The organism is Brevundimonas sp. D3-1P (genome assembly GCF_055809335.1).
Genome location: NZ_CM147908.1, coordinates 2,520,724 through 2,540,436, shown reverse-complemented (window position 1 = coordinate 2,540,436; position 19,713 = coordinate 2,520,724). Strand labels below are relative to the sequence as shown.

Sequence of the window (19,713 nt, the reverse complement as noted above, 5' to 3'; positions counted from 1 at the left end):
ACCCCGGCGACGTTGGTGATAGCCATCCACCGGATCAACACCAGCCCGATGACGACGACGGCCGCTGCTCCGGGCCTGCCGGCCCGGAAACTGTCGACATAAAGTCAGCAGACGCGTCGCGATCATATAGCCCCCGCCGCCAAAACGCGGTCTAGTCAGCGCGCCGTAAAAGCCCCTTTTCAGGCGAGCTGTGGCCCGGCTGTGCGCGCTTTATCGCGCTCGGCCCGACGCTGTGCGATGCCGCGAAGCGCCCGCCGGGCGGGGAATTCGACCAGGTGGTAGGAGACCGCGGCCACCACCGGCAGCATCAGGAACACGGCCAGCCACACGAAGAGTTGAAGCTTGTCGCCTCCGCCTGTGAGCTTGGACGCCGCGTTCACGGCCAGCAATTTCCACGGCACCACGACCATATAGACCGAATAGCTGATCTCTCCGAGATAGACGGCGGGCTTCGACGCCAGCCAGCCCGCGCGGGCGTTGGACAGGGAGGCGAGGGCCAGGATCAGGGCGCCGCACAGGGGCACGATCAGGGCGTCCGGCGCCGACAGCGACCCCGCGACGGCGATGGCCACTGCCGCGCCGGCGGCGATCCAGGCCGGACGCGGCAGGCTGACCTTGCGGTGCATCAGATACAGCGCGCAGCCCAGCGCGAAGCAGGGGACGATCCGCAGCGCGCCCCAGCGGATGGTGGCCTCGGTTAGGGGGAAGCCGGCCAGCTTCTGAAAGACGATGTAGAGGCCGACCAGGAAAAAGACCGCGCCGACGACGGCGGTGATCGGCCGCTCGCGCAGCCGCCAGGCCACAAAGGCGAAGGCGGGGAAGGACAGATAGGCGAACCACTCCGCCGAGATCGACCAGGACGGATGGTTCCAGCCGGCCACGGGCGCGAAGCCCCAGGCGTGGACCATCAGGATGTTGGCCGGCAACGACGACCAGCTGAGGATATTGCCGTTGACGCTCATCCCGGCGGCGAGCGCCCCGAAGGCCAGGACGCCGACGCCGATCAGGGTGGCGATATGCAGGGGATAGACACGCGCGATCCGCGCCCAGAGGAACGAACCATAACTGAACCGCTTCTCGCCATGCGCCGCCAGATAGACGTGACACAGGATGAAACCGCTGAGGACGAAGAACAGCTCCACCCCCAGATAGCCCTTGGCCACCAGGTTCGGCATCCATGAGACGTCGAGGTCAGGCCAGAAGGCGAACAGGGCCACCCAGATGGCGGCGCCGAAGCGCAGCGCGGTGAGCGGTCGCAGGTCCTGCGGCGTTTCCAGCTGTGTCATCCGCCCCATATGCGGCCGATGCGGTTCCAGAACCGTTAAGTGCGCCCAATGAAAGATGCCGGCGTGGCCTGCAACCCGGGACGATCAGCTTGGAGTTAGGCCATTGGTGACGCCCATATAGTCGACGTTTCCCGGAAGGAGCGCCAGGCGCACGGAGCGGAATATAGATCAGAATTGCGCCGCCAGATGCGAGAGCGACGCTCGTAAGTCGTTGCCGCTCCTTGCCATGCTGCGGCGTTCAAGCTCGGGCCGTCGCTGCCCGGCTACCCTTGATGCCCGCCTCCGCTGCACGTTGCGCCGACCACGTCCCTCGGAAAAGGCTCGGCCATCAGTCGCGACAATGATTCGGTGTTTCAGGAGACTTCAGCCGATTTCGCCTCAATGCCACGTTGGAGAACCAAGCCTCCTCCTCCTCACCAAACAAAAGGTTTTGGTAGCGGTGTGGTAGCGGCGGGGAAAATAGGGTGGGCGATCCCGCCGGGATCGCCCTGCCATAACCTATTGATTGCCTTAGCAATCTCGACTGGAGCGGGCGAAGAGATTCGAACTCTCGACCCCAACCTTGGCAAGGTTGTGCTCTACCCCTGAGCTACGCCCGCGATCCGTAAGGCGCCGCGTGTGCGCCCCGTCGAGGAGGGGGCGTATAGCGGAGGGTCGAACGATCCTGCAAGCTCTTTTTTGCGGCTATCGCGCTTCGCCCTGCCTGAGCCGGACCGGCCCCCGAACCGCCGCCCCTGGCCCCCCGGCCGCTCGCGGCCGGAGCGTCTTTCGCGCTCGAGCAGCGAGCGGCCGCACCTTATCCCCGCGCAGGCGGGAACGCGAGCGTAGCGCCCTCGCGCGCCTCAGCGCGGCGCCAGGCGGATGGCGCCGTCCAGGCGGATGCATTCGCCGTTGATATAGACGTTGCGCGCCAGCTCCAGCACCAGGGACGCATAGTCGGCCGGCGTGCCCAGGCGGCTGGGGAAGGGGATGGCGGCGGCCAGGGCGTCCTGGATCTTCTGGTCCATGCCGGCCATCATCGGCGTCCACATGATGCCGGGCAGGATGGTGTTGCAGCGCACCCCTTCCTGGGCCAGGTCGCGCGCGATCGGCAGGGTCATGGCGTAGACCCCGCCCTTGGACGCCGAATAGGCCGCCTGGCCGATCTGGCCGTCCTGCGCCGCCACCGAGGCCGTGTTGACGATCAGGCCGCGCTCGCCGTCCGCCATCCGCTCCAGCGTCACCATGCCCGCCGCCGATTGCGACAGGACGCGGAAGGTGCCGAACAGATTGACCCGCACGGTGCGTTCGAACTGGGCCATGTCGTGGGCCTTGATCTCGCCGGTGTCCTTCTTGCGCGAGACGGTCTTCATGCCGGTGGCGATGCCTGCGCAGTTGACGGTCAGCCGCTCCTGGCCATGGGCGGCGCGGGCCTTTTCGAAGGCTGAGGCGACCGAGGCGTCGTCTGTGACGTCCACCTGGCAGAAGACGCCGCCGATCTCGGCGGCGATCGCCTCGCCCTTCTCTGCGTTCAGGTCGAACAGGGCCACCTTGGCGCCGGTGGCGGCGATGGCGCGGGCCGTGCCCTCGCCCAGGCCCGAGGCCCCGCCCGTGACGACGGCGGCGATGCTGCTGTCCAGTTTCATCCTGTTCGTTCCTATGTAATGTTGAACCCGAGTTTCGATTGAGGATTTAGCGGCCATGACCGCCAAAGCCAAACCCGCCGATCCCGCCGACGCCCTGGACCCCAAGAAGGCGCTGGTTCCCGCCGTCGTCAGGATCAACGAGGCCCGCGTGGCCAGGGGCTTCTGGCCCAAGATTCAGCGCACCGCCGCCCGCATCCCCTTCGCGGACCAGGCCCTGGCCGCCTGGTACGCCGCGCGCGACCCCCAGACCCCGATGGCGGCCAAGGGGATGATCCTCGCCGGCCTGGCCTATTTCGTCCTGCCGGTGGACGCCATTCCCGACCTCTTCGCCGGCATCGGCTATACCGACGACGCGGCGGTCATCACCGCCGTCCTGGCCATGGTCGGCGCCAACATCAAACGCCGCCACCGCGACCTGGCCGAAGAGGCGGTCCAGCGGCTGAAGGCGAAATGACGATCCTCCCTCGCTGCGCGGTGTGGGATCAACTCTCGACCGTCACGACGATCTTGCCCAGGGCCTGACGGTCGCCCAGGGCCTTGATGGCCTCGCCGGCCTTTTCCAGCGGGAAGGTCCGCGACACGCGCGGCTTGATCCTGCCGTCGGCGTACATCTGCATCAGTTCGGCCATGTTGGCGGCGTGACCCTCGGGATCGCGCGCGACGGCCGCGCCCCAGAAGACGCCGATCACCGACACCGACTTCAGCAGCGTCAGGTTCAGCGGCAGCGACGGAATGCCCGCCGGGAAGCCCACCACCAGATAGCGCCCGTTCCAGTCCATCGCCCGGATCGCCGGATCGGCGTAGTCGCCGCCCACCGCGTCATAGACCACGTCGGCCCCGTCGCGGCCGGTGGCCAGCTTGAACTCGCCCGACAGCGCCTTCTGGGCGGCCTTGTCCATCGGACCGGACGGATAGATCAGGCCGTTGTCGGCCCCCATATCCAGCGCGAACTGCACCTTTTCGTTGGTCGAGGCGGCGGCGACCACGCGCGCCCCCATGGCCTTGCCCAGTTCGACGGCGGCGGCGCCCACGCCCCCGGCCGCGCCCAGCACCAGCAGGGTCTCGCCCGGCTTCAGCTGCGCCCGGTCCTTCAGGGCGTAATAGCTGGTGCCATAGGTCATGATCAGGGCCGCCGCTTCTTCGAAGCTCATCGCCTCGGGGATCGGGATGACGGTCTCGGCCCGCACCGCCAGCCGCTCGACCAGCCCGCCCCAGCCGGGCGCGGCGATGACGCGGTCGCCCTTGAACACGCCCTTGACGTCCTCGCCCACCGCCTCGACCACGCCCGCGACCTCGGCGCCAGGCGAGAAGGGCCGTTCGGGCCGGAACTGGTATCTGTCCTCGATGATCAATGTGTCGGGATAGTTGATCCCCACCGCCTTGACCTCGATGACCACCTCTCCGGCCTTGGGCGTGGGGTCCAGCACCTCCTCGACCACCAGGGTTTCGGGACCGCCGGGCGTTTTGGACAGGACAGCGCGCATCTTTCCTCCTTGGGGCCTGTCGCGCTTCGCGCTGCTTGAGGCCGTTTCACTTTATCCCTGGCCTATCGCGCTTCGCGCTGCTTGAGGCCGTTTCTTCGTGGCCGACATGGCGCAGCCCTCGTCGCGACGCTAAACAGCGCCACGCCCGATTGAAAGAGGCGAAAAGCCAAGCTCAGGAAGACTCCATGACCGCCCTCATCCTCCACGGCGGCGCCGGCGCCCGGCGTGAACGCAACTACGAGGCCGAGGTCGCGCACATGCGCCAGGTGGTCGAGGCCATGGCGGAGCGGCTGGACGCGGGCGACAGCGCCCTGGACGTCGCGACCGCAGCGGTGGTCATGCTGGAGGATTCGGGGCTGTATGTCGCGGGCCGGGGCGCCTCGCCCAATCAGGCCGGCGCCTATGAGCTGGACGCCAGCCTGATGGACGGCTCGACGCGCCGGGCCGGATCGGTCGCAGCGCTTCAGGGCTTCCGCAATCCGGTCCTGGCCGCCCGCGCGGTGATGGAGCGCACGCCCCACGTCATGCTGGCAGGCCAGGGCGCGGCCCTGTTCGCCCACGACCAGGGGCTTGAGCCGATCGCCGACGAGGCCGCCTGGTTCACCGGCGCGGGCCGGGGCGAGGACAACCATCCGCCCGGCGCCCTGGGCCACGGCACCGTCGGCTGCTGTGTCCTGGACGGCCAGGGACGTCTCGCCGCCGCCACCTCGACCGCCGGCGTCTTCGGCAAGATGCCGGGCCGCGTCGGCGACACCCCCATCCCCGCCGCCGGAACCTGGGCCGACGACCACGCCGCCGTCTCCTGCACCGGACAGGGCGAATATTTCATCCGCGTCGCCGCCGCCGCCCAGGCCGCCTGGCGCGTCGCCGCCGGCCAGACCCTGGCCCAGGCGACCCAGGCCGTGATCGACCAGATCGGAACCCTGGACGGCGACGGGAAGGGCGGCGACGGCGGCCTGATCGCCCTGGACGCCGCCGGAAACATCGCCGCCCCCTTCAACAGCCAGGGCATGAAACACGCCTGGCTGACCCCCAAAGGCGAGATCGGCGTGCGGGTCTTTCCCGGGACGTGACACACGCCAGGATTGACGACATCGCCGGAATACGCGAACCCGGGTCATGGCGATCCGAGAACATCCCAAGATCGGCACGATCCTGATGTGCGACTTCGACACCGGATTCGTTCCGCCGGAGATGGTCAAGCGCCGGCCGGTCGTGGTGGTCAGCCCGAAGATCGCGGCAAGACCCGGCCTCTGCACCGTCGTGCCCCTGTCGACCACGCCGCCCGATCCCGTGCAGCAGTTTCATTGCCAGATCGACCTGCCGGATCAGCTTCCAGCCTGGCTGGACAGGGCCGGCGTATGGGTCAAGGCCGACATGATGGCGGCCGTGGCCTTGTCGCGGCTTGATTTCATCCGCTTGCCCAAAGGCCGGCAAGGGAAACGAGAGTATTGCTTCGCGACTGTAAGCAACGAAAATCTGAGAAGAATACGGTCCAGCATACTGGCTGGCCTAGGTTTGGCGCACTTGACAAAAAGCCTCTGAAACTCTAGGTATGCGTCCGTTGGCGGCTCTCGCTTCGGCGATCCGCGTCTAAGACCTCGAAAGAGGCCGTCGTGCAGCCCAAGGCGAAAGCAAGCCCTTGCACGACGTAGAAAGCCTCGCTTCGGCGAGGCTTTTTCATTTTCCGGCGCCCGCTGCATCGCTTCATTACATCTCGGTAAGGTGCAAGACGCGCAATCGCTGTTACGTTCGGCCCGCCCGGCGTTCCGGGCCCGGAGCCCCCTATGAAATTCCGCCTGATCGCCACGCTCAAAGCCGGGGCCGCCGCCTCGGCCCTTCTTCTCGGCCTGGCCGCCCCCGCCTTCGCAGACAGCGCCGCCGCCCCCTCGGCGATCCAGGCGCCGCAGGGCGTGACCGTGCCGCCGCTCGGCTTCGCCAGGCGCGTCCTGCCCAACGGGCTGGAGGTCTATACGGCGCGCGACGCCGACACCTCCAACGTCACGGTCCAGGTCTGGTACAAGGTCGGGTCCAAGGACGATCCGGCCGGGCGCTCGGGCTTCGCCCACCTGTTCGAACACCTGATGTTCAAGTCGACCCGGAACCTGCCGCCCGAGACCTTCGACCGGCTGACCGAGGACGTGGGCGGCTCCAACAACGCCTTCACCGCCGACGACACCACCGCCTATTTCGAGACCGTGCCCGCCAACCATCTGGAGAGGATGCTGTTCGCCGAGGCCGACCGCATGGGCTCGCTGGTCGTGGACGAGCCGACCTTCGTGGCCGAGCGCGACGTGGTGAAGGAGGAGTACCGCCAGCGCATCCTGGCCAACCCCTACGGCCGGCTGTTCGGCCTGTTCGTGCCCGAGACCATCTATCAGGACAGCCCCTATCGCCGCCCCGGCATCGGCTCGATCGAGGAGCTGGAGGCCTCGTCGCTGGACGACGTGCGCCGCTTCCACGCCACCTACTATCGGCCCGACAACGCCTATCTGATCGTGGCGGGCAATTTCGACCAGGCCCAGCTGGACCGCTGGATCGACCAGTATTTCGCCCCGCTGAAGAATCCGACGACGCCGATCCCGGCCAACCATGTGGTGGAGCCCGAGCCGAGCGCTCCGAAAAACGTCACCTATTATGCGCCGAACGTGCCGCTGCCGGCCGCCGTCGTCGCCTGGCCGACCGTCAAATACGCCGATCCCGACCGCGCCGCCCTGACGGTCCTGGACGGGGTGCTGTCGACCGGCGAATCCAGCCGCCTGTATCGCTCGCTGGTCTATGACAAGCAGATCGCGGCCCAGATCGGCTCGACCCCCGACTTCGCCCAGCAGGCGGGCAATCTGTCGGCCCTGGCCATCATGGCCCAGGGCCATACGGCCGAGGAGGGGATCGCCGCCCTGAACGAAGAGATCGCCAAGCTGCGCGATGCGCCGATCACGGCCCAGGAGCTGGACGAGGCCAAGAACGAGATCGTGGCCAACACCCTGCGCAGCCGCGAGACGGTGGACGACCGCGCCACCGCCCTGGGCTTCTCGCTGATCAACACCGGGTCGGCGGCCGCCGCCGATCGGGAGGTGGCCCAGATCCAGGCCGTCACCGCCGCCGACGTGCAACGCGTGGCCCGCAAATATCTGACGCCGCAGCGCCAGTCGACGATCACCTTCCTGGCCGCCGACGCCCAGAACCCGGCCTCGGTGCAGAAGATGAACGTGGATGCGCCCGTAAAGGTCGCCGATCTGGCGCCCGCCGGCGAACCCGCCGTCCTGCTGCCCGAGGCCGAACGCGCCCGTCTGCCCCAGCCGGGGCCCGAGGTCGCGCCCGCCACCCCGGCCGTGGCCGATTTCCGCCTGTCGAACGGCCTGCGCGTCCTGGTCGCCCCGACCGACGGCCTGCCGCTGGTCTCGGCCCGGCTCGGCTTCAAGGCCGGTTCGTCCGACGATCCGGCGGGCAAGGCCGGGGTCGCCGCCCTGACCGCCTCGCTGCTGACCCAGGGAACCAAGACCCGGACGGCGCCCGAGATCGCCACCCAGATCGAACAGCTGGGCGCCGCCGTCGGCGCCGCGGCCGGGGTGGACTTCTCCAACGTCTACGCCAACGCCCCGGCCAACGCCTTCCCCGCGACCGTCGCCCTGATGGCCGATCTGGTGAAGAACCCCGCCTTCGCCGGCGAGGAGCTGGAACGCCAGCAGGCCCAGACGCTGGACGGCCTGCGCGTCGCCCTCAGCCAGCCGGGCGCCATCGCCGGCATGACCGTGGGCCGCGTCGTCTATGGCGACGCCCCCTATGGCGCGCCGGGATCGGGCACGCCCCAGACCGTGCCGACGATCACCCCGGCCGACGTCGCCGCCTTCCACGCCGCCCGTTATCGCCCGTCGGACGCGACCCTGGTCTTCTCGGGCGACATCGCGCCCGACGCCGCCCGCGCCCTGGCCCAACAGGCGTTCGGCGACTGGCGCCCCGCCGGCGCCGCGCCCGCCCCGGCCGCCGATCCGGCCGGACAGCCCCTGGCCCCGCGCATCGTCGTGGTGGACCAGCCCGGCGCCGGCCAGGCCGCCGTGGTCGCCGCCGTGCGCGGCGTGTCGCGCACCGACGCCGACTTCTTCCCGCTGACGCTGGGCAATTCCCTGCTGGGCGGCGGCTTCTCGTCGCGTCTGAACCAGGAGATCCGCATCAAGCGCGGCCTGTCCTACGGCGCCTCCTCGTCGCTGGGCGCGCGCGCCGATGCGGGCGTCTTCACCGCCTCGACCCAGACCAAGAACGAGACGGCCGACGAGGTCGCCGACTTGATCCTGGCCGAGATCGCCAAGCTGGGAACCGAAACCCCCACGGCCGCCGACCTGGCGCCGCGCCGCGCCACCTTGATCGGCGGCTTCGGCCGCTCGCTGGAGACGGTGGACGGCCTGGGGACGCTGGTCGCCAACCTGGCCCTCTACGACCTGCCGATGAGCGAACTGGCCGACTACGCCGGCCGCGTCCGCGCCGTCACCCCGGAACAGGTCCAGGCCGCCTTCGCCGAACACCTGCCGGCCGATCGCGCCAGCCTGGTGATCGTCGGCGACGGCTCCAAATTCCTGGACGCCCTGCGGGCCAGACACCCGAACCTGGAGGTCATCGAGGCCGGCGCCCTGAATCTGAACTCGGGCTCGCTGAAGTAGGCGCGCCGAAAGCAGACGGATCGCCCTCCCCTGCGGGGGAGGGCGCGGCGCCGTTCATCGCCAACCCGCGCAATCGGGCTCGCAACGCCTCGGCTTTTCAACCACTTGGCGATCAGCAGCGGCTTTCGTCCCTACGCCGTCGGAAACGGGGTTATGATCGCCCGTGGTCTTTGACATCGCGATGCCGTCGACTTGGACTCGTTGGACTGTTTTTCCGAGTCCAAGAGTCCAAGTCTGAACCCCGGCGTATGGCGCCAGGGCAATTCCGGATCGATATTCCGTTGCGTTTACAGCCATATAGGGCAGATGGCGTGAAGTCGCGCCTTTCCGCAGGTGCAGCTCAGCCTCACGCCCCCAGGCACACCACCTGGGCCACGCGCAGGTCGCGCCGCAGCGCGTTCGCCACCTGGCCATAGTCCTCGGTCGTCACCGCCGGTCCGCGCGCCGCCTCGGCCAGGGTCTGTTCGCCGCGGATCGCCGGGCCGAAGGTCTCGGGCGCGGTCGTATAGATGCGGCCCCGGCGCGGCGCCTCGGCGATGGTCACGCCGACGACCCGCCCTTGCGAGTCCAGCGCCGGCGCCCCCGACAGGCCCGACAGCGTCCCTTCGAGCCCGTCGGTGCGCCCCACCTCGGCCCAGGCCAGCACCGGCTCCTCGCGCGCCCCGCGGCCGGACACCTTCAGCGTCTCGCGGCCCAGGAGGCGCGACGTCACCTCGCCCGGCCGGCCTTGCGGGAAGCCGGGATGAAACGCCCTCTGTCCCTTCCGCAAGGGGTCGCCGACCGCCACGGGCAGGGCCGCCGGCCCGCCGTCGGTGATCAGCAGCGCCACGTCCGCGCGCGGCGCCAGGCGCACGTCGGCGGCCACGGCCCGGCCCGGCCCCACCACCAGGGCCGGCCTGCGGCAGCCCTCGACCACATGACGCGCCGTCACCCAGCGTCCGCGCCCGGCGATGGAGAAGGCGGTGCCCGACGCCGGCTTGAACGGCGCCTGGCCCGCATCGACGGTCACGGCCGTATCGAAGGGGGTGATCGGCCCCAGAAGCGGCCCGTCCTCCACATTGGGGGCGGGCGGCGCGGGCGGGGCGTCGGCGTTCTCGCGCCGGCCCAGCGACACCGCCAGCAAGACGGCCGCCACGGCGCCGTAGATGGCCCAGTCCGGCAGGCGCGGGAACTGCATCGGCCCGCCCCGATCAGCCGGTCAGGGCGGCGGACAGGATCACCGCCGTCGCCAGCTTGGCCCCCAGCAGCACCACCGCCGCCGAAATCTCGCCATGCCGGATCCGCTCGGGCAGGCCGGTCAGCAACAGGTCCACGACGCGGAAGGCCAGCAGTTGCAGCACCACCGTCGCCACGCCCCAGATGGCGATGTCGCGCACCGAGGTCGAGACCGACAGCGACACGGCCAACGGCACGGCCAGCCCCACCAGCACGCCCGCGAAGGCGACGGCCGCCGCCGTATTGCCCTGGCGGATCAGCGCGACCTCCTTCCACGGCGTCAGCATCGCATAGACCGTCGCCCCCGCGACCAGCAGCAGCAGGGTGACGATCAGGTGCATGACCATGACCGGAAAGCCCGAGGCGAAGGCCTGCACCTCGGCGCTCGACAGCACGTTCGACAAAGACGGGTCCATGACCAGACGCCTTGCCCCATTGTCGCCCCAATCCGCAAGCGCGGCCGGGACACAGTGCGTGACATTATGTGTCGAGGGTTGTGTCTCTCCCCCGGCAATGGGGAGGCGACGCAGATCAGGCCGCCGCCTGCTCCGCCTTCCTGAGCGCGCTGGCGCGGACCTTCTCGCTTTCGGACTTGAGCTGGCCGCAGGCGGCCAGGATGTCGCGGCCGCGCGGGGTGCGGATGGGGCTAGCGTAGCCGGCCTTGTTCAGGATGGCGGCGAAACGCTCGATCGTCTTCCAGTCCGAGCATTCGTATTCGACGCCGGGCCAGGGATTGAACGGGATCAGATTGATCTTGGCCGGGATGCCCTCGATCAGCTTCAGCAGGGCGCGCGCCTCTTCCGGGCTGTCGTTGACGCCCTTCAGCATCACATATTCGAACGTCACCCGCCGCGCATTCGACAGGCCCGGATAGGCCCGGATCGCCGCCATCAGCTGCTCCAGCGGATATTTCCTGTTCAGCGGCACCAGCACGTCGCGCAAGGGGTCGTTCGTGGCGTGCAGGCTGATGGCCAGCATGGCCGCCGTCCGCTCGCCCAGCGCCTGCAGCTGCGGCACGACGCCCGAGGTCGAGACCGTGATCCGCCGCCGCGACAGGGCGATGCCCTCGTTGTCCGAGATGATGTCGATGGCGTCGGCGACGTTGTCCAGATTGTAGAGCGGCTCGCCCATGCCCATGAAGACGATGTTCGACAGGCGGCGGTCTTCCTTCGGCGACGGCCATTCCTCCAGGTCGTCGCGGGCGACCTGGACCTGGGCCACGATCTCGGCGGCGGTCAGGTTGCGCACCAGCTTCTGCGTGCCGGTGTGGCAGAAGGTGCAGTTCAGGGTGCAGCCGACCTGGCTGGACACGCACAGGGCGCCGGCCCGGCCCACGTCGGGAATATAGACGGTCTCGATCTCGATGCCCGGCGCGGTGCGGATGAGCCATTTGCGCGTGCCGTCCTTGGACACCTGGCGCTCGACGACCTCGGGGCGCGCCAGGGTGAAATGCTCGGCCAGCTTGGCCTGCATGTCCTTGGCGACATTGCTCATGGCCGAAAACTCGGTCACGCCATAGTGGTGGATCCAGCTCCACACCTGGCTGGCGCGCATCTTGGCCTTCTCGGGCGGGCAGACGTTCGCGTCGATCAGGGCCTGGCGCAGGCCGGCGCGCGTCAGACCGCTGAGGTTGACGGGAGCCTTGACGGCGGGCGCGTTAGAGACGCGCGAAAGATCGAGCGTGATGCTCAAGGCGGCGATCCTGCGTGAGGTTGAGCCGGCCTATATAGCACGGATCCCGGCGATTGCATGGCCGGGGCGGATTCGACTGCCCTTAGAGGCCCACGTCCCAGACGCCGGCGTCGCGCATCCGGGTCTCGCGCGCCTCCTCGGCCCGACCGCCCATGTCCTTGGCCATGCTGCGGATCGCGGTCGAGACGGTGGCCTTGTGCACGCCCGGCACGACGGCGTGGGAGAAGGCGGCGCCGGCCAGACCCAGCAGCTTGAAGCCGAAACCCGCCGAAGCGACCATGTGCTGGAGATAGGTCTCGTCGACCTCGCGCGGGTGGTCGCGGAACAGGCGGTCGAACGGGGTTGAGCCCGAACGGCGGCGGTCGATCGTCGTCTGACTCATGGCGGCGGCCTTCCCTGTTTTCTCAACAACCATGGTCACGCCGGACGGCCGGCGACGCAACCCCCATCGCGATCTGTTCATTGGACGTGACCAACACGCCACCTGCCCGCTTCAGACCCATCGTCAGAAGTGAAAACTCGGTCTAGGGTCGGCGCTCGATCAAGGAAATGCCCATGCCGATCCGCCTATCGCCCGCCTCTTCCATGGCCGTCGCCCTGGCCCTGATGGCCTCGGCGACGCCGGTGCTGGCGCAATCGGGCGCGGCAGGCCTGCCCTATGACGCCAGGCGCGGCGTCTTCAGCTTCTCGTCGGGGCTCGAGGGCTCGCTTCCGGCGGTGGTTCAGGTCACGACCCTGGGCCAGTCGCGCGGTCCCAGTTCGGATGCGGCCGATCCCAAACCCTACGCCTCCGGTTCCGGCGTCATCGTCGATGCGGCCGAGGGGCTGGTGATCACCAACAATCACGTCGTCGAGGGCGGGCGAAAGTTCACCGTCGATCTGACGGACGGCCGCCTGTTCGACGCTGTGCTCGTGGGGGCGGACAAGGCGACCGACATCGCCGTGCTTCGCATCACGCCTGACGGTCGGCCGCTGAACCTCAAACAGGTCCAGACGGTGGATTCCGACACCCTGCGCACCGGCGACCTGGCCTTCGCGGTCGGCTATCCGCTGGGCCTGGACCAGACCCTGACCATGGGCGTCATCTCGGGCCTGAACCGCTCAGGGCTAGGCGATGCAGTCGAGGATTACATCCAGACCGACGCGGCAGTGAACTCGGGCAACTCGGGCGGGCCGCTCCTGGACAGCCGCGGCCGCCTGATCGGCATCAACACCTCGATCCTGTCGGGGGGTCTCGGCGGCGGCAACGACGGCATCGCCTTCGCCGTGCCGACGCGGATCATGCTCTATGTCGCCGACCAGCTGAAGAAGAACGGCGAGGTCAAGCGCGGCGCGACCGGGGCCATCTTCGGCTCGCTGAACGCCGAGCGCGCGCGCGACCTGCATCTGGGCATCGTACGCGGAGCCGTCGTCGCCGATGTCGCGCCGGGATCGCCGGCCGAGCGCGCCGGCCTGCGCCACAACGACGTCATCACCCGAATCCAGGGCCGCCCCGTCGCCAACGCCGGCTCGGTCAACGCCACCATCGGCATCGCCGCGCCGGGCTCGGATCTCAGCGTTTCCTATCTGCGCGGGGGCCGCGAGGCGACCACGTCGCTGGCGGTCGAGACGCCCGCTGATCAGCCCGTAATCGCCGGGGCTCAATCGGTACTGGCCTATGGGGCGACGCTGCGAGACCAGGACGGCGGCGCCCAGGTCACGGCGATCGCGGCTGGCTCGCCCGCCGCCCAGGCCGAACTGACGGCCGGCGATGTGATCACCGCCATCGCAGGCCAGCCTGTCGCCGACGCTCGCGCAGCCGCCACCGCCCTGCAAGGCACCTCAGGATCAGTCGAGGCGACCGTGATCCGAAATGGAGAGACCCTGAACCTGACCTTGTCGATTTAGGCGGGGTCAGGCGCCGACACGGCGCTGCTGGCAGGCTCCAGACAGCGAAACGCCCGCCTTGCCAGGGAGGGGGAGGGGAAAGGCAGGGCGGGCGCTCGCTTGGAGGAAGCATCGGCCGCCGGAGCCCGTAAACTGGAAACATCCAGGGGGGCTGGGGGGGCTGTTCAGGATCCGGGACGCTTCCGAACTCCGACGAGCCGATGATCGATATTTCGTTGCTCATACGGGCGGGCGAAGGACCGAAACGGGGCCATTTCGTGTCTGCGTCGATTTCCCGGCCGCCTCTGGCGTCGCGCCGCCAGCGACCTAAGTTGAACCCATGAGCCTGAACCCTCACGACACGACGCCGGCGCCCGGCCCCGTCTTCTTCGACCGTCGCGAACTTGACCCGATCCTCAGGGTGTACGGCCGCATGGTCGCGCAGGGCGAATGGCGCGACTACGCCATGGTCGGGCACAAGGACTTCGCCGAGTTCGCCGTCTTTCGCCGCAGCGGCGACGCCCCGCTCTACCGCATCGAAAAGCGCCCCGCCCTCCAAACCCGCCAAGGCCAGTGGGCCGTCATCGGCGAAGGCGGCCAAATCCTGAAACGTGGCCGCGACCTGGCCCAGGTGCTGCGCGTCTTCGACGGCCGCCGGTTCCAAGTGGTGGAGTAGCTCAGATCGCCTCGCCCCGGCGGACCATGATGCCGATCGACGTGGTCGTGAAGCCCATCAGCATCATCTTCAAATGCGGGTCATGGCGATACGGCGGCATGTCCAAGTATCGATCAACAGCCCCTTCGCCGGGATTCCAGTCCATCGCCGACATCTCGTGCCCTTTGGCCCGCAGACGATCCGCAAGCGCCTCGAAGTCCCGCTTGCGGAACAAAACCGTTCCCAGATTATCGACGGTCTCATCGTCGGACGACACATTGTACTCTGTGGTGTGAACCGCCCAGCCGCCCGGCTTCAGACAGTCGATCGACCGCTCGATGAAGGCTAGGCCCTTCTCGATCGACCCCAGATGCTCCAGCGCACAGGCCGACCAGCAGAAATCATAGCCTGTAAGCTCTTCCGGAACGGCGTTCATGTCGCAAAAGCGGAACTCCACGTTGCGATCGAATAGATCATCAGCGCAAACAGCGCGATTGCGCAGCGCTTCCTTGCCGTCGGCATGTTGTTTGGTTTCAGCCCAGCCCATTTCGGCCTTGCCGTCCGGCGCAAGGTCGGTCGCCGTAATAGAGACGCCCTCCGAGGCGAACATCGCCGTAAGCGGCTCGCGTCCGACGCCGAATCCCAGCCCGCGGCGCCCATCAACGCACACGCCACGCTCCCAGAGCGCCTGCGAGATGAATACGAATTCCCAGAGCTTTCTGTGGTACCGCAAGCCCTCGCCCAGGCGCGATGTCCAGAATGAGAAATAGGGCTGTTGAAAGCTGTCCTGCCGACACAGAGCGCCACGATCAAACACTCTGTATCCAGGGCTCGCGTCTGTGAGCAGCGACGGCTGTCCGCGCCAGACAGCCTCTTCAGGCAGCATCAGTTGTGCAAGCCCCTGCTGGATTTCGCGGCGCTGTTCGCGCTGACTGATTTCCATGCGACGCACCGCACGTTCGACAGCCACCATTCGCGAAGGCAGCGTGCCGAGCCGAGCGATCCTTCGTAGGCTGCGGCCAAGCCGACCCAAATTCATGTCGATATCTCCTCATCGCCGCGACGCCTCAAGGAGAGCGCAGAACGCATAACCTTACGCGGCTCGTTATCACCTGTAAGCACCCTGGCAACAGACGAAACAGCCCGCACAGTTCAAAAGAGAAAGGGCCCCGCGAGGGGCCCTTTCCGTATCCGTCTTTCGACAGACCTCAGTTCCGGTTGCCGCCCATGAATGCCAGCAGGAATTGGAACAGGTTCACGAAGTTGATGAACAGGCTCAAGGCACCGAAGCCGGTCGCCACGCCCATCGCGTTCTGGTCGCCGCCCAAGGCGTAGTAGGTCATTTTCAGACGCTGAGTGTCGTACGCGATCAGACCCGAGAAGATCAGCACGCCCAGGCCGGAGATGATCAGGTAGAAGGTCCCGGACTGCAGGAACATGTTCACGATCGAGGCGATGATCAGGCCGATCACGCCCATGATCAGGAAGGTGCCCATGCCGGTCAGGTCCTTCTTGGTCGTGTAGCCCACCAGGCTCAGACCGCCGAAGGCCGCCGCCGTCACCAGGAAGGTGGTGGCCAGCGAACCGCCCGTATAGCGCAGGAACAGGATGCCCAGACCCGCGCCGATCGTGGCGACCACGGCCCAGTAGAGCATGTTCACGCCCTTGGCCGTCGGGTTCTTCATGAAGAACATCGAGCCGAACAGCATCACCAGCGGCGAAAACTGGACGATCATGCCCAGGATGGTCAGGCCGATCCGGCCGTCCGCCGTCTGGACGAACAGCAACTGCTGCACCGCCGGCACATTGCCGGTGACATAGGCCAGGGCGCCGGCGACCACGAGGCCCAGGGCCAGCTTGTTGTAGACGCCCAGCATGAAGCTGCGCAGGCCGGCGTCGACCGACATGTCGGCCGTCTGCGGCAGAGGACGGGCGTAACCGTTGTTGAAATCGCTCATGGCGACGAACTTTCTCCGATTGGCCGGAGAGGCTTCTCCGGTCACACGCTTTGAATATCGTGAGCCTAGGCCCGCGCTGCAAGGAAAACCGGACTTGGAGGCTTGTGTTCCGGCCGCTACTTTCGGTCGCATGCTTCGTCTGTTCACCGCCCTGACCCTGCCGCCCGATGTCGCAGAGACGCTGAGACGACGGCAATCGGGCCTGCCCGGCGCACGGTGGCGGCCGTTGGACGCCCTGCACGTCACGCTCGCTTTCTATGGCGAGATCGACGAACGCCGCGCCGACGACCTGGCGTCGGAGCTGACGCGCGTGACGGGCGGTCCGTTCGAAATCGCGCTGAAGGGCGTCGGCTGTTTCGGCGACGACCACCGCAGCCACACGCTGTGGGCCGGGGTCGAAACGCCTAATGAGCGCCTGTCGGTTCTCGCCGGACGCTGCAAGGCCGCCGGAGAACGCGCCGGGATCGGCATGGAGGCGCGCGCCTACAAACCGCATGTGACCCTGGCGTATCTGAAAACCCAGACCAATCCCGAACGGCTCGGCGCCTGGGTGTCAGGGCACAATCTGCTGCATTCGCCGCCGATCCGCATCGACCGCTTCGGCCTGTATTCCAGCGGCCTGACCGACAGCGGCAGCCATTACGAACTGGAGCGGGAGTATCTGCTGTGACCACTGCCGCATACACCGTGCCGCCGCATGTGACCTTGGGGCCGACGCTGGAGACCGAGCGGCTGATCCTGCGTCCGCCGGCGGTTGAGGACTTTCCGCGCTGGGCTGAGTTCATGGCCGATCCCGAAACCGCCCGCTTCATCGGCGGGGTCCAGCCCGCGCCCCAGGTCTGGCGCCTGATCTGCACCGTCGCGGGCATGTGGGCCCTGGCGGGAGAGGGCATGTTCTCCATCCTGGAAAAGGAAACCGGCCAGTGGATCGGCCGCATCGGGCCGCTACATCCCTATGGCTGGCCCGGCCGCGAGGTGGGTTGGAGCCTTCATCGCGACGCCACCGGCAAGGGCTATGCGGTCGAAGCGGCCGCAGCCACGATGGACTACGCCTTCGAGGTGCTGGGCTGGGACGACGTGATCCACTGCATCGCGCCCGAGAACCTGCCCTCGGCGGCGGTCGCGACACGGCTGGGATCGCGCAATCGCGGGCCGGGCGCCCTGCCCGAACCGCACCAGGACATCGCCATCGATCTGTGGGGCCAGACGCGCGACGAATGGGCGATCAATCGGACGCGCCTGAATCGCTGACCGACAACCGAATGCGTCGGCGCATCGTATCCCTTCCAAACCGAACGAGGATACGCCCATGTTCCGCGCCAGCCTGATCGCCGCCTCCGTCGCCCTCGCCGCCCTGCCGGCGACGGCCTTCGCCCAGGCGTCGAACGTCGATCTGAACCGCTTCGACGGCCGGTGGTTCGAGATCGAGCGCAATCACAACAACGTCCAGAAGGACTGCAGCCGGGCGCAGATCGACTTCACGCCGCAGGGCGCCGCCGCCCGCTACGCCATCACCATCACCTGCGTCCGGCGCGCCGACGGCAAGGTCGAGACGCTGCGCGCCAACGCCCGTGTCACCGACACCACGACCAATGCGAAGTTCCGGTTCAGCCTGACCGGCCTGCTCAGCTTCGGCGGGCTCGCCGGCCAGAACTACTGGGTCTACGACCATGCCCCCGACTACAGCTGGGCCATCATGGGGCTGCCGGACAAGTCGAACTGGTGGATCTGGCACCGCAACCAGAATGCCTCGCAGGCTGAGCGCGACCGCATTCTGAACCGCGTTCGCGCCCTGGGCTTCAGCACCGGCCGCCTGGTCCACACCGGCGTCTAAGGCGCCGCTTGCGATAGGAACGTAGGCGGAACATAAGCTGTCGGCATGTCCGCCGTCGCCCATCTCGAACTCGTCTTCAGCCGTCCCGAGACCACCCTTTCGGTCACGTGCGGTGCGGCGCGGCTGATGATGGATATGGGCTATGCGCCGCTCTTGGAAGTCTGCCTGCCCAACGGTCGCCGCGCCGATGTCATGGCGATCGGGCGTAAGGGCGACATCGTCATCTGCGAGGTGAAGTCGGGCGTCGAGGACTATCGCGTCGACCGCAAATGGCACGAGTACGGACCGTTCTGCGACGCCTTCTTCTTCGCCGTCGCGCCCGAGTTTCCGCAGGACATCCTGCCCGACGAACCGGGCCTGATCGTCGCAGACGGTTTCGGCGGGGCGGTCGTGCGAGACGCGCCCGTGATCGGCTTGGCGCCCGCCCGCCGAAAGGCGCTGACGCTGGCTTTCGCCCGGCTGGGCGCGATGCGGACCTTGCGGGACTAGAGCCGGCGGAAGACGGCGGTCGCAAAACCTTCGGCGACCAGACGCGCCTCGACCTCGGCCAGGTTTTCGATCACCACGCCCTTGCCGCCTGTCGCGTGGATGATGCGTTCGCCATCCAGCATCAGCGCCGAATGGCCGGTCCAGTCTTGATGGTCGTTCGGCGCCAGCCAGACGACGATATCGCCGCGCTTAAGGTCCGACAAAAAGACCGCTCGACCCATGTGGGCCTGCGCGTCCGACCGGCGGGGACCGGGCAGGCCGCATGCCAGCAGGGCCTGCTGCACCAGGCCGGAACAGTCGGTGGAGATCGAGGACCGCGCGCCCAGCTCATGCGGACGGCCGAGCAGCCGCTCGGCCACCGCGACCAGATCTGTCTCGAACGCGCCGACCGGCTTCAGATCAGCCTCGGCCACATCCGTCGCCTCGACCACCAGAGCGTTTAACGGCAGGGCGGCATCCACGCCGGCGATCCAATGCGTCGCCAGCGGCGCGCCGGCCGACAGACTGTTCAGGACGACCCAGCCGACGACGCCGTCTCGACGCGCCCGGCCCCAGGCCCGCCCGTTCGACCGATCTAGCACGTCGAAGACCTCGCCATGCAGAAGCTGGTCGATCCGACCGTCAACGTCGGACAGGATGTCGGCCACGGCGACACGACAATGCATGGCCTCGGTCGCCCGATAGGCGTCTGCGCGCACCAGCCCTTCCAGCGCCTGTTCGGCGAGGTCGGGGCGAACGAGGCGGTCGCCGGGCGGAAGAAGGTCGAGGACGTCGGTCAACGTGAACTCGCATTGCTGAAACCACAGCCTTATCCCCCGATGGCTTAGGGGCCGTTAACGCGGGACGCTTTTGCGAAAGAAAATCAACAGAACCGCGTTCTTGATGGCGCGAAGCTGTCTTGAAGCGTCACCTTGGACGCCCATTTCGGCTTGAGGCGGCGTCGCGCCGGGAGGT

At 67.8% G+C, this 19,713-nt stretch carries 20 protein-coding genes and 1 tRNA gene; 10 read left to right on the top strand and 11 right to left on the bottom strand.

Annotation, left to right across the window (positions count from 1 at the left end):
- Nucleotides 1–179: 179 nt before the first annotated feature.
- The 3 genes from AC0L6G_RS12820 to AC0L6G_RS12810 form a co-directional block, all read right to left on the bottom strand.
- Entirely contained in the window at nt 180–1,286 is a 1,107-nt protein-coding gene (locus AC0L6G_RS12820) for an acyltransferase family protein (RefSeq protein ID WP_473252412.1), read from the bottom strand.
- Between the two features lie 524 nt (nt 1,287–1,810).
- A tRNA-Gly gene (locus AC0L6G_RS12815) sits at nt 1,811–1,885 on the bottom strand.
- A gap of 243 nt (nt 1,886–2,128) precedes the next feature.
- The gene (locus AC0L6G_RS12810; protein WP_293826586.1) at nt 2,129–2,911 is read right to left on the bottom strand and encodes an SDR family NAD(P)-dependent oxidoreductase; all 783 of its coding nucleotides are present in this window, start codon (nt 2,909–2,911) and stop codon (nt 2,129–2,131) included.
- 55 nt (nt 2,912–2,966) lie between these two features.
- Between AC0L6G_RS12810 and AC0L6G_RS12805 the strand changes: the two genes are divergently transcribed.
- Nucleotides 2,967–3,365 (top strand): YkvA family protein, encoded by a 399-nt coding sequence (locus tag AC0L6G_RS12805; protein ID WP_473252411.1) that lies wholly within the window; start codon nt 2,967–2,969, stop codon nt 3,363–3,365.
- A gap of 28 nt (nt 3,366–3,393) precedes the next feature.
- Here AC0L6G_RS12805 and AC0L6G_RS12800 read toward each other — a convergent pair whose 3' ends face one another.
- Nucleotides 3,394–4,395, bottom strand: coding sequence for an NADPH:quinone oxidoreductase family protein (locus AC0L6G_RS12800; RefSeq protein ID WP_473252410.1), 1,002 nt, complete (start codon nt 4,393–4,395; stop codon nt 3,394–3,396).
- 185 nt (nt 4,396–4,580) lie between these two features.
- On the opposite strand from AC0L6G_RS12800, the gene AC0L6G_RS12795 reads away from it, so the two are divergent.
- The 3 genes from AC0L6G_RS12795 (at nt 4,581) to AC0L6G_RS12785 (ending at nt 9,050) form a co-directional block, all read left to right on the top strand.
- Nucleotides 4,581–5,468 carry an isoaspartyl peptidase/L-asparaginase family protein gene (locus AC0L6G_RS12795; RefSeq protein ID WP_473252409.1) on the top strand — a complete coding sequence of 296 codons (888 nt, stop codon included), beginning with the start codon at nt 4,581–4,583 and terminating at the stop codon, nt 5,466–5,468.
- A gap of 46 nt (nt 5,469–5,514) precedes the next feature.
- Nucleotides 5,515–5,940, top strand: coding sequence for a type II toxin-antitoxin system PemK/MazF family toxin (locus AC0L6G_RS12790; protein ID WP_473252408.1), 426 nt, complete (start codon nt 5,515–5,517; stop codon nt 5,938–5,940).
- Between the two features lie 242 nt (nt 5,941–6,182).
- Nucleotides 6,183–9,050: a M16 family metallopeptidase gene (locus AC0L6G_RS12785; RefSeq protein WP_473252407.1), complete on the top strand. Its 2,868-nt coding sequence runs from the start codon at nt 6,183–6,185 to the stop codon at nt 9,048–9,050.
- A 346-nt stretch (nt 9,051–9,396) separates the two neighbouring features.
- On the opposite strand, the gene AC0L6G_RS12780 is transcribed toward AC0L6G_RS12785, so the two are convergent.
- From AC0L6G_RS12780 to AC0L6G_RS12765, 4 genes are all read right to left on the bottom strand, one after another.
- Complete coding sequence (locus tag AC0L6G_RS12780; protein WP_473252406.1) at nt 9,397–10,227, bottom strand: S1 family peptidase; 831 nt, start codon at nt 10,225–10,227, stop codon at nt 9,397–9,399.
- A 13-nt stretch (nt 10,228–10,240) separates the two neighbouring features.
- A complete protein-coding gene (locus AC0L6G_RS12775; RefSeq protein WP_291537623.1) occupies nt 10,241–10,681 on the bottom strand; it encodes a DUF350 domain-containing protein in 441 nt (146 codons plus the stop codon).
- Between the two features lie 115 nt (nt 10,682–10,796).
- The gene (gene rlmN, locus AC0L6G_RS12770; RefSeq protein ID WP_473252405.1) at nt 10,797–11,957 is read right to left on the bottom strand and encodes a dual-specificity RNA methyltransferase RlmN; all 1,161 of its coding nucleotides are present in this window, start codon (nt 11,955–11,957) and stop codon (nt 10,797–10,799) included.
- 82 nt (nt 11,958–12,039) lie between these two features.
- On the bottom strand, nt 12,040–12,339 hold the full coding sequence (locus AC0L6G_RS12765; RefSeq protein ID WP_473252404.1) for a DUF6356 family protein: 300 nt from the start codon (nt 12,337–12,339) through the stop codon (nt 12,040–12,042).
- A 173-nt stretch (nt 12,340–12,512) separates the two neighbouring features.
- Between AC0L6G_RS12765 and AC0L6G_RS12760 the strand changes: the two genes are divergently transcribed.
- On the top strand, nt 12,513–13,844 hold the full coding sequence (locus AC0L6G_RS12760; RefSeq protein WP_473252403.1) for a trypsin-like peptidase domain-containing protein: 1,332 nt from the start codon (nt 12,513–12,515) through the stop codon (nt 13,842–13,844).
- Between the two features lie 319 nt (nt 13,845–14,163).
- On the top strand, nt 14,164–14,499 hold the full coding sequence (locus tag AC0L6G_RS12755) for a DUF2794 domain-containing protein (protein ID WP_184279866.1): 336 nt from the start codon (nt 14,164–14,166) through the stop codon (nt 14,497–14,499).
- Nucleotide 14,500: 1 nt separating this feature from the next.
- On the opposite strand, the gene AC0L6G_RS12750 is transcribed toward AC0L6G_RS12755, so the two are convergent.
- Together AC0L6G_RS12750 and AC0L6G_RS12745 are read right to left on the bottom strand one after the other, a co-directional pair.
- Entirely contained in the window at nt 14,501–15,517 is a 1,017-nt protein-coding gene (locus tag AC0L6G_RS12750) for a class I SAM-dependent methyltransferase (RefSeq protein WP_473252402.1), read from the bottom strand.
- Between the two features lie 169 nt (nt 15,518–15,686).
- Nucleotides 15,687–16,436 (bottom strand): Bax inhibitor-1/YccA family protein, encoded by a 750-nt coding sequence (locus AC0L6G_RS12745; RefSeq protein ID WP_055754260.1) that lies wholly within the window; start codon nt 16,434–16,436, stop codon nt 15,687–15,689.
- A 130-nt stretch (nt 16,437–16,566) separates the two neighbouring features.
- On the opposite strand from AC0L6G_RS12745, the gene thpR reads away from it, so the two are divergent.
- Genes thpR through mmcB form a run of 4 tightly spaced genes read left to right on the top strand, consistent with a single transcriptional unit; the run spans nt 16,567 to nt 18,759 of the window.
- Nucleotides 16,567–17,106, top strand: coding sequence for an RNA 2',3'-cyclic phosphodiesterase (gene thpR / locus AC0L6G_RS12740; protein ID WP_473252401.1), 540 nt, complete (start codon nt 16,567–16,569; stop codon nt 17,104–17,106).
- Nucleotides 17,103–17,687, top strand: coding sequence for a GNAT family N-acetyltransferase (locus AC0L6G_RS12735; protein ID WP_473252400.1), 585 nt, complete (start codon nt 17,103–17,105; stop codon nt 17,685–17,687). Before thpR ends, AC0L6G_RS12735 begins: the two co-directional genes overlap by 4 nt.
- A gap of 58 nt (nt 17,688–17,745) precedes the next feature.
- Nucleotides 17,746–18,270, top strand: coding sequence for a lipocalin family protein (locus AC0L6G_RS12730; RefSeq protein ID WP_473252399.1), 525 nt, complete (start codon nt 17,746–17,748; stop codon nt 18,268–18,270).
- 45 nt (nt 18,271–18,315) lie between these two features.
- Nucleotides 18,316–18,759: a DNA repair putative endonuclease MmcB gene (mmcB, locus tag AC0L6G_RS12725; RefSeq protein WP_473252398.1), complete on the top strand. Its 444-nt coding sequence runs from the start codon at nt 18,316–18,318 to the stop codon at nt 18,757–18,759.
- Here the strand turns inward: mmcB and AC0L6G_RS12720 are convergent.
- The gene (locus AC0L6G_RS12720) at nt 18,756–19,538 is read right to left on the bottom strand and encodes a C40 family peptidase (protein WP_473252397.1); all 783 of its coding nucleotides are present in this window, start codon (nt 19,536–19,538) and stop codon (nt 18,756–18,758) included. The genes mmcB and AC0L6G_RS12720 overlap by 4 nt on opposite strands.
- Nucleotides 19,539–19,713: the final 175 nt, after the last annotated feature.

Excerpts from the sequence above, each read along its gene's own strand:
- AC0L6G_RS12820 (WP_473252412.1), bottom strand. The coding sequence starts at position 1,286 with ATGACACAGCTGGAAACGCCGCAGGACCTGCGACCGCTCACCGCGCTG.
- AC0L6G_RS12810 (WP_293826586.1), bottom strand. The coding sequence starts at position 2,911 with ATGAAACTGGACAGCAGCATCGCCGCCGTCGTCACGGGCGGGGCCTCG.
- AC0L6G_RS12805 (WP_473252411.1), top strand. The coding sequence starts at position 2,967 with ATGACCGCCAAAGCCAAACCCGCCGATCCCGCCGACGCCCTGGACCCC.
- AC0L6G_RS12800 (WP_473252410.1), bottom strand. The coding sequence starts at position 4,395 with ATGCGCGCTGTCCTGTCCAAAACGCCCGGCGGTCCCGAAACCCTGGTG.
- AC0L6G_RS12795 (WP_473252409.1), top strand. The coding sequence starts at position 4,581 with ATGACCGCCCTCATCCTCCACGGCGGCGCCGGCGCCCGGCGTGAACGC.
- AC0L6G_RS12790 (WP_473252408.1), top strand. The coding sequence starts at position 5,515 with ATGGCGATCCGAGAACATCCCAAGATCGGCACGATCCTGATGTGCGAC.
- AC0L6G_RS12785 (WP_473252407.1), top strand. The coding sequence starts at position 6,183 with ATGAAATTCCGCCTGATCGCCACGCTCAAAGCCGGGGCCGCCGCCTCG.
- AC0L6G_RS12780 (WP_473252406.1), bottom strand. The coding sequence starts at position 10,227 with ATGCAGTTCCCGCGCCTGCCGGACTGGGCCATCTACGGCGCCGTGGCG.
- AC0L6G_RS12775 (WP_291537623.1), bottom strand. The coding sequence starts at position 10,681 with ATGGACCCGTCTTTGTCGAACGTGCTGTCGAGCGCCGAGGTGCAGGCC.
- AC0L6G_RS12765 (WP_473252404.1), bottom strand. The coding sequence starts at position 12,339 with ATGAGTCAGACGACGATCGACCGCCGCCGTTCGGGCTCAACCCCGTTC.
- AC0L6G_RS12760 (WP_473252403.1), top strand. The coding sequence starts at position 12,513 with ATGCCGATCCGCCTATCGCCCGCCTCTTCCATGGCCGTCGCCCTGGCC.
- AC0L6G_RS12755 (WP_184279866.1), top strand. The coding sequence starts at position 14,164 with ATGAGCCTGAACCCTCACGACACGACGCCGGCGCCCGGCCCCGTCTTC.
- AC0L6G_RS12750 (WP_473252402.1), bottom strand. The coding sequence starts at position 15,517 with ATGAATTTGGGTCGGCTTGGCCGCAGCCTACGAAGGATCGCTCGGCTC.
- AC0L6G_RS12745 (WP_055754260.1), bottom strand. The coding sequence starts at position 16,436 with ATGAGCGATTTCAACAACGGTTACGCCCGTCCTCTGCCGCAGACGGCC.
- thpR (WP_473252401.1), top strand. The coding sequence starts at position 16,567 with ATGCTTCGTCTGTTCACCGCCCTGACCCTGCCGCCCGATGTCGCAGAG.
- AC0L6G_RS12730 (WP_473252399.1), top strand. The coding sequence starts at position 17,746 with ATGTTCCGCGCCAGCCTGATCGCCGCCTCCGTCGCCCTCGCCGCCCTG.
- mmcB (WP_473252398.1), top strand. The coding sequence starts at position 18,316 with ATGTCCGCCGTCGCCCATCTCGAACTCGTCTTCAGCCGTCCCGAGACC.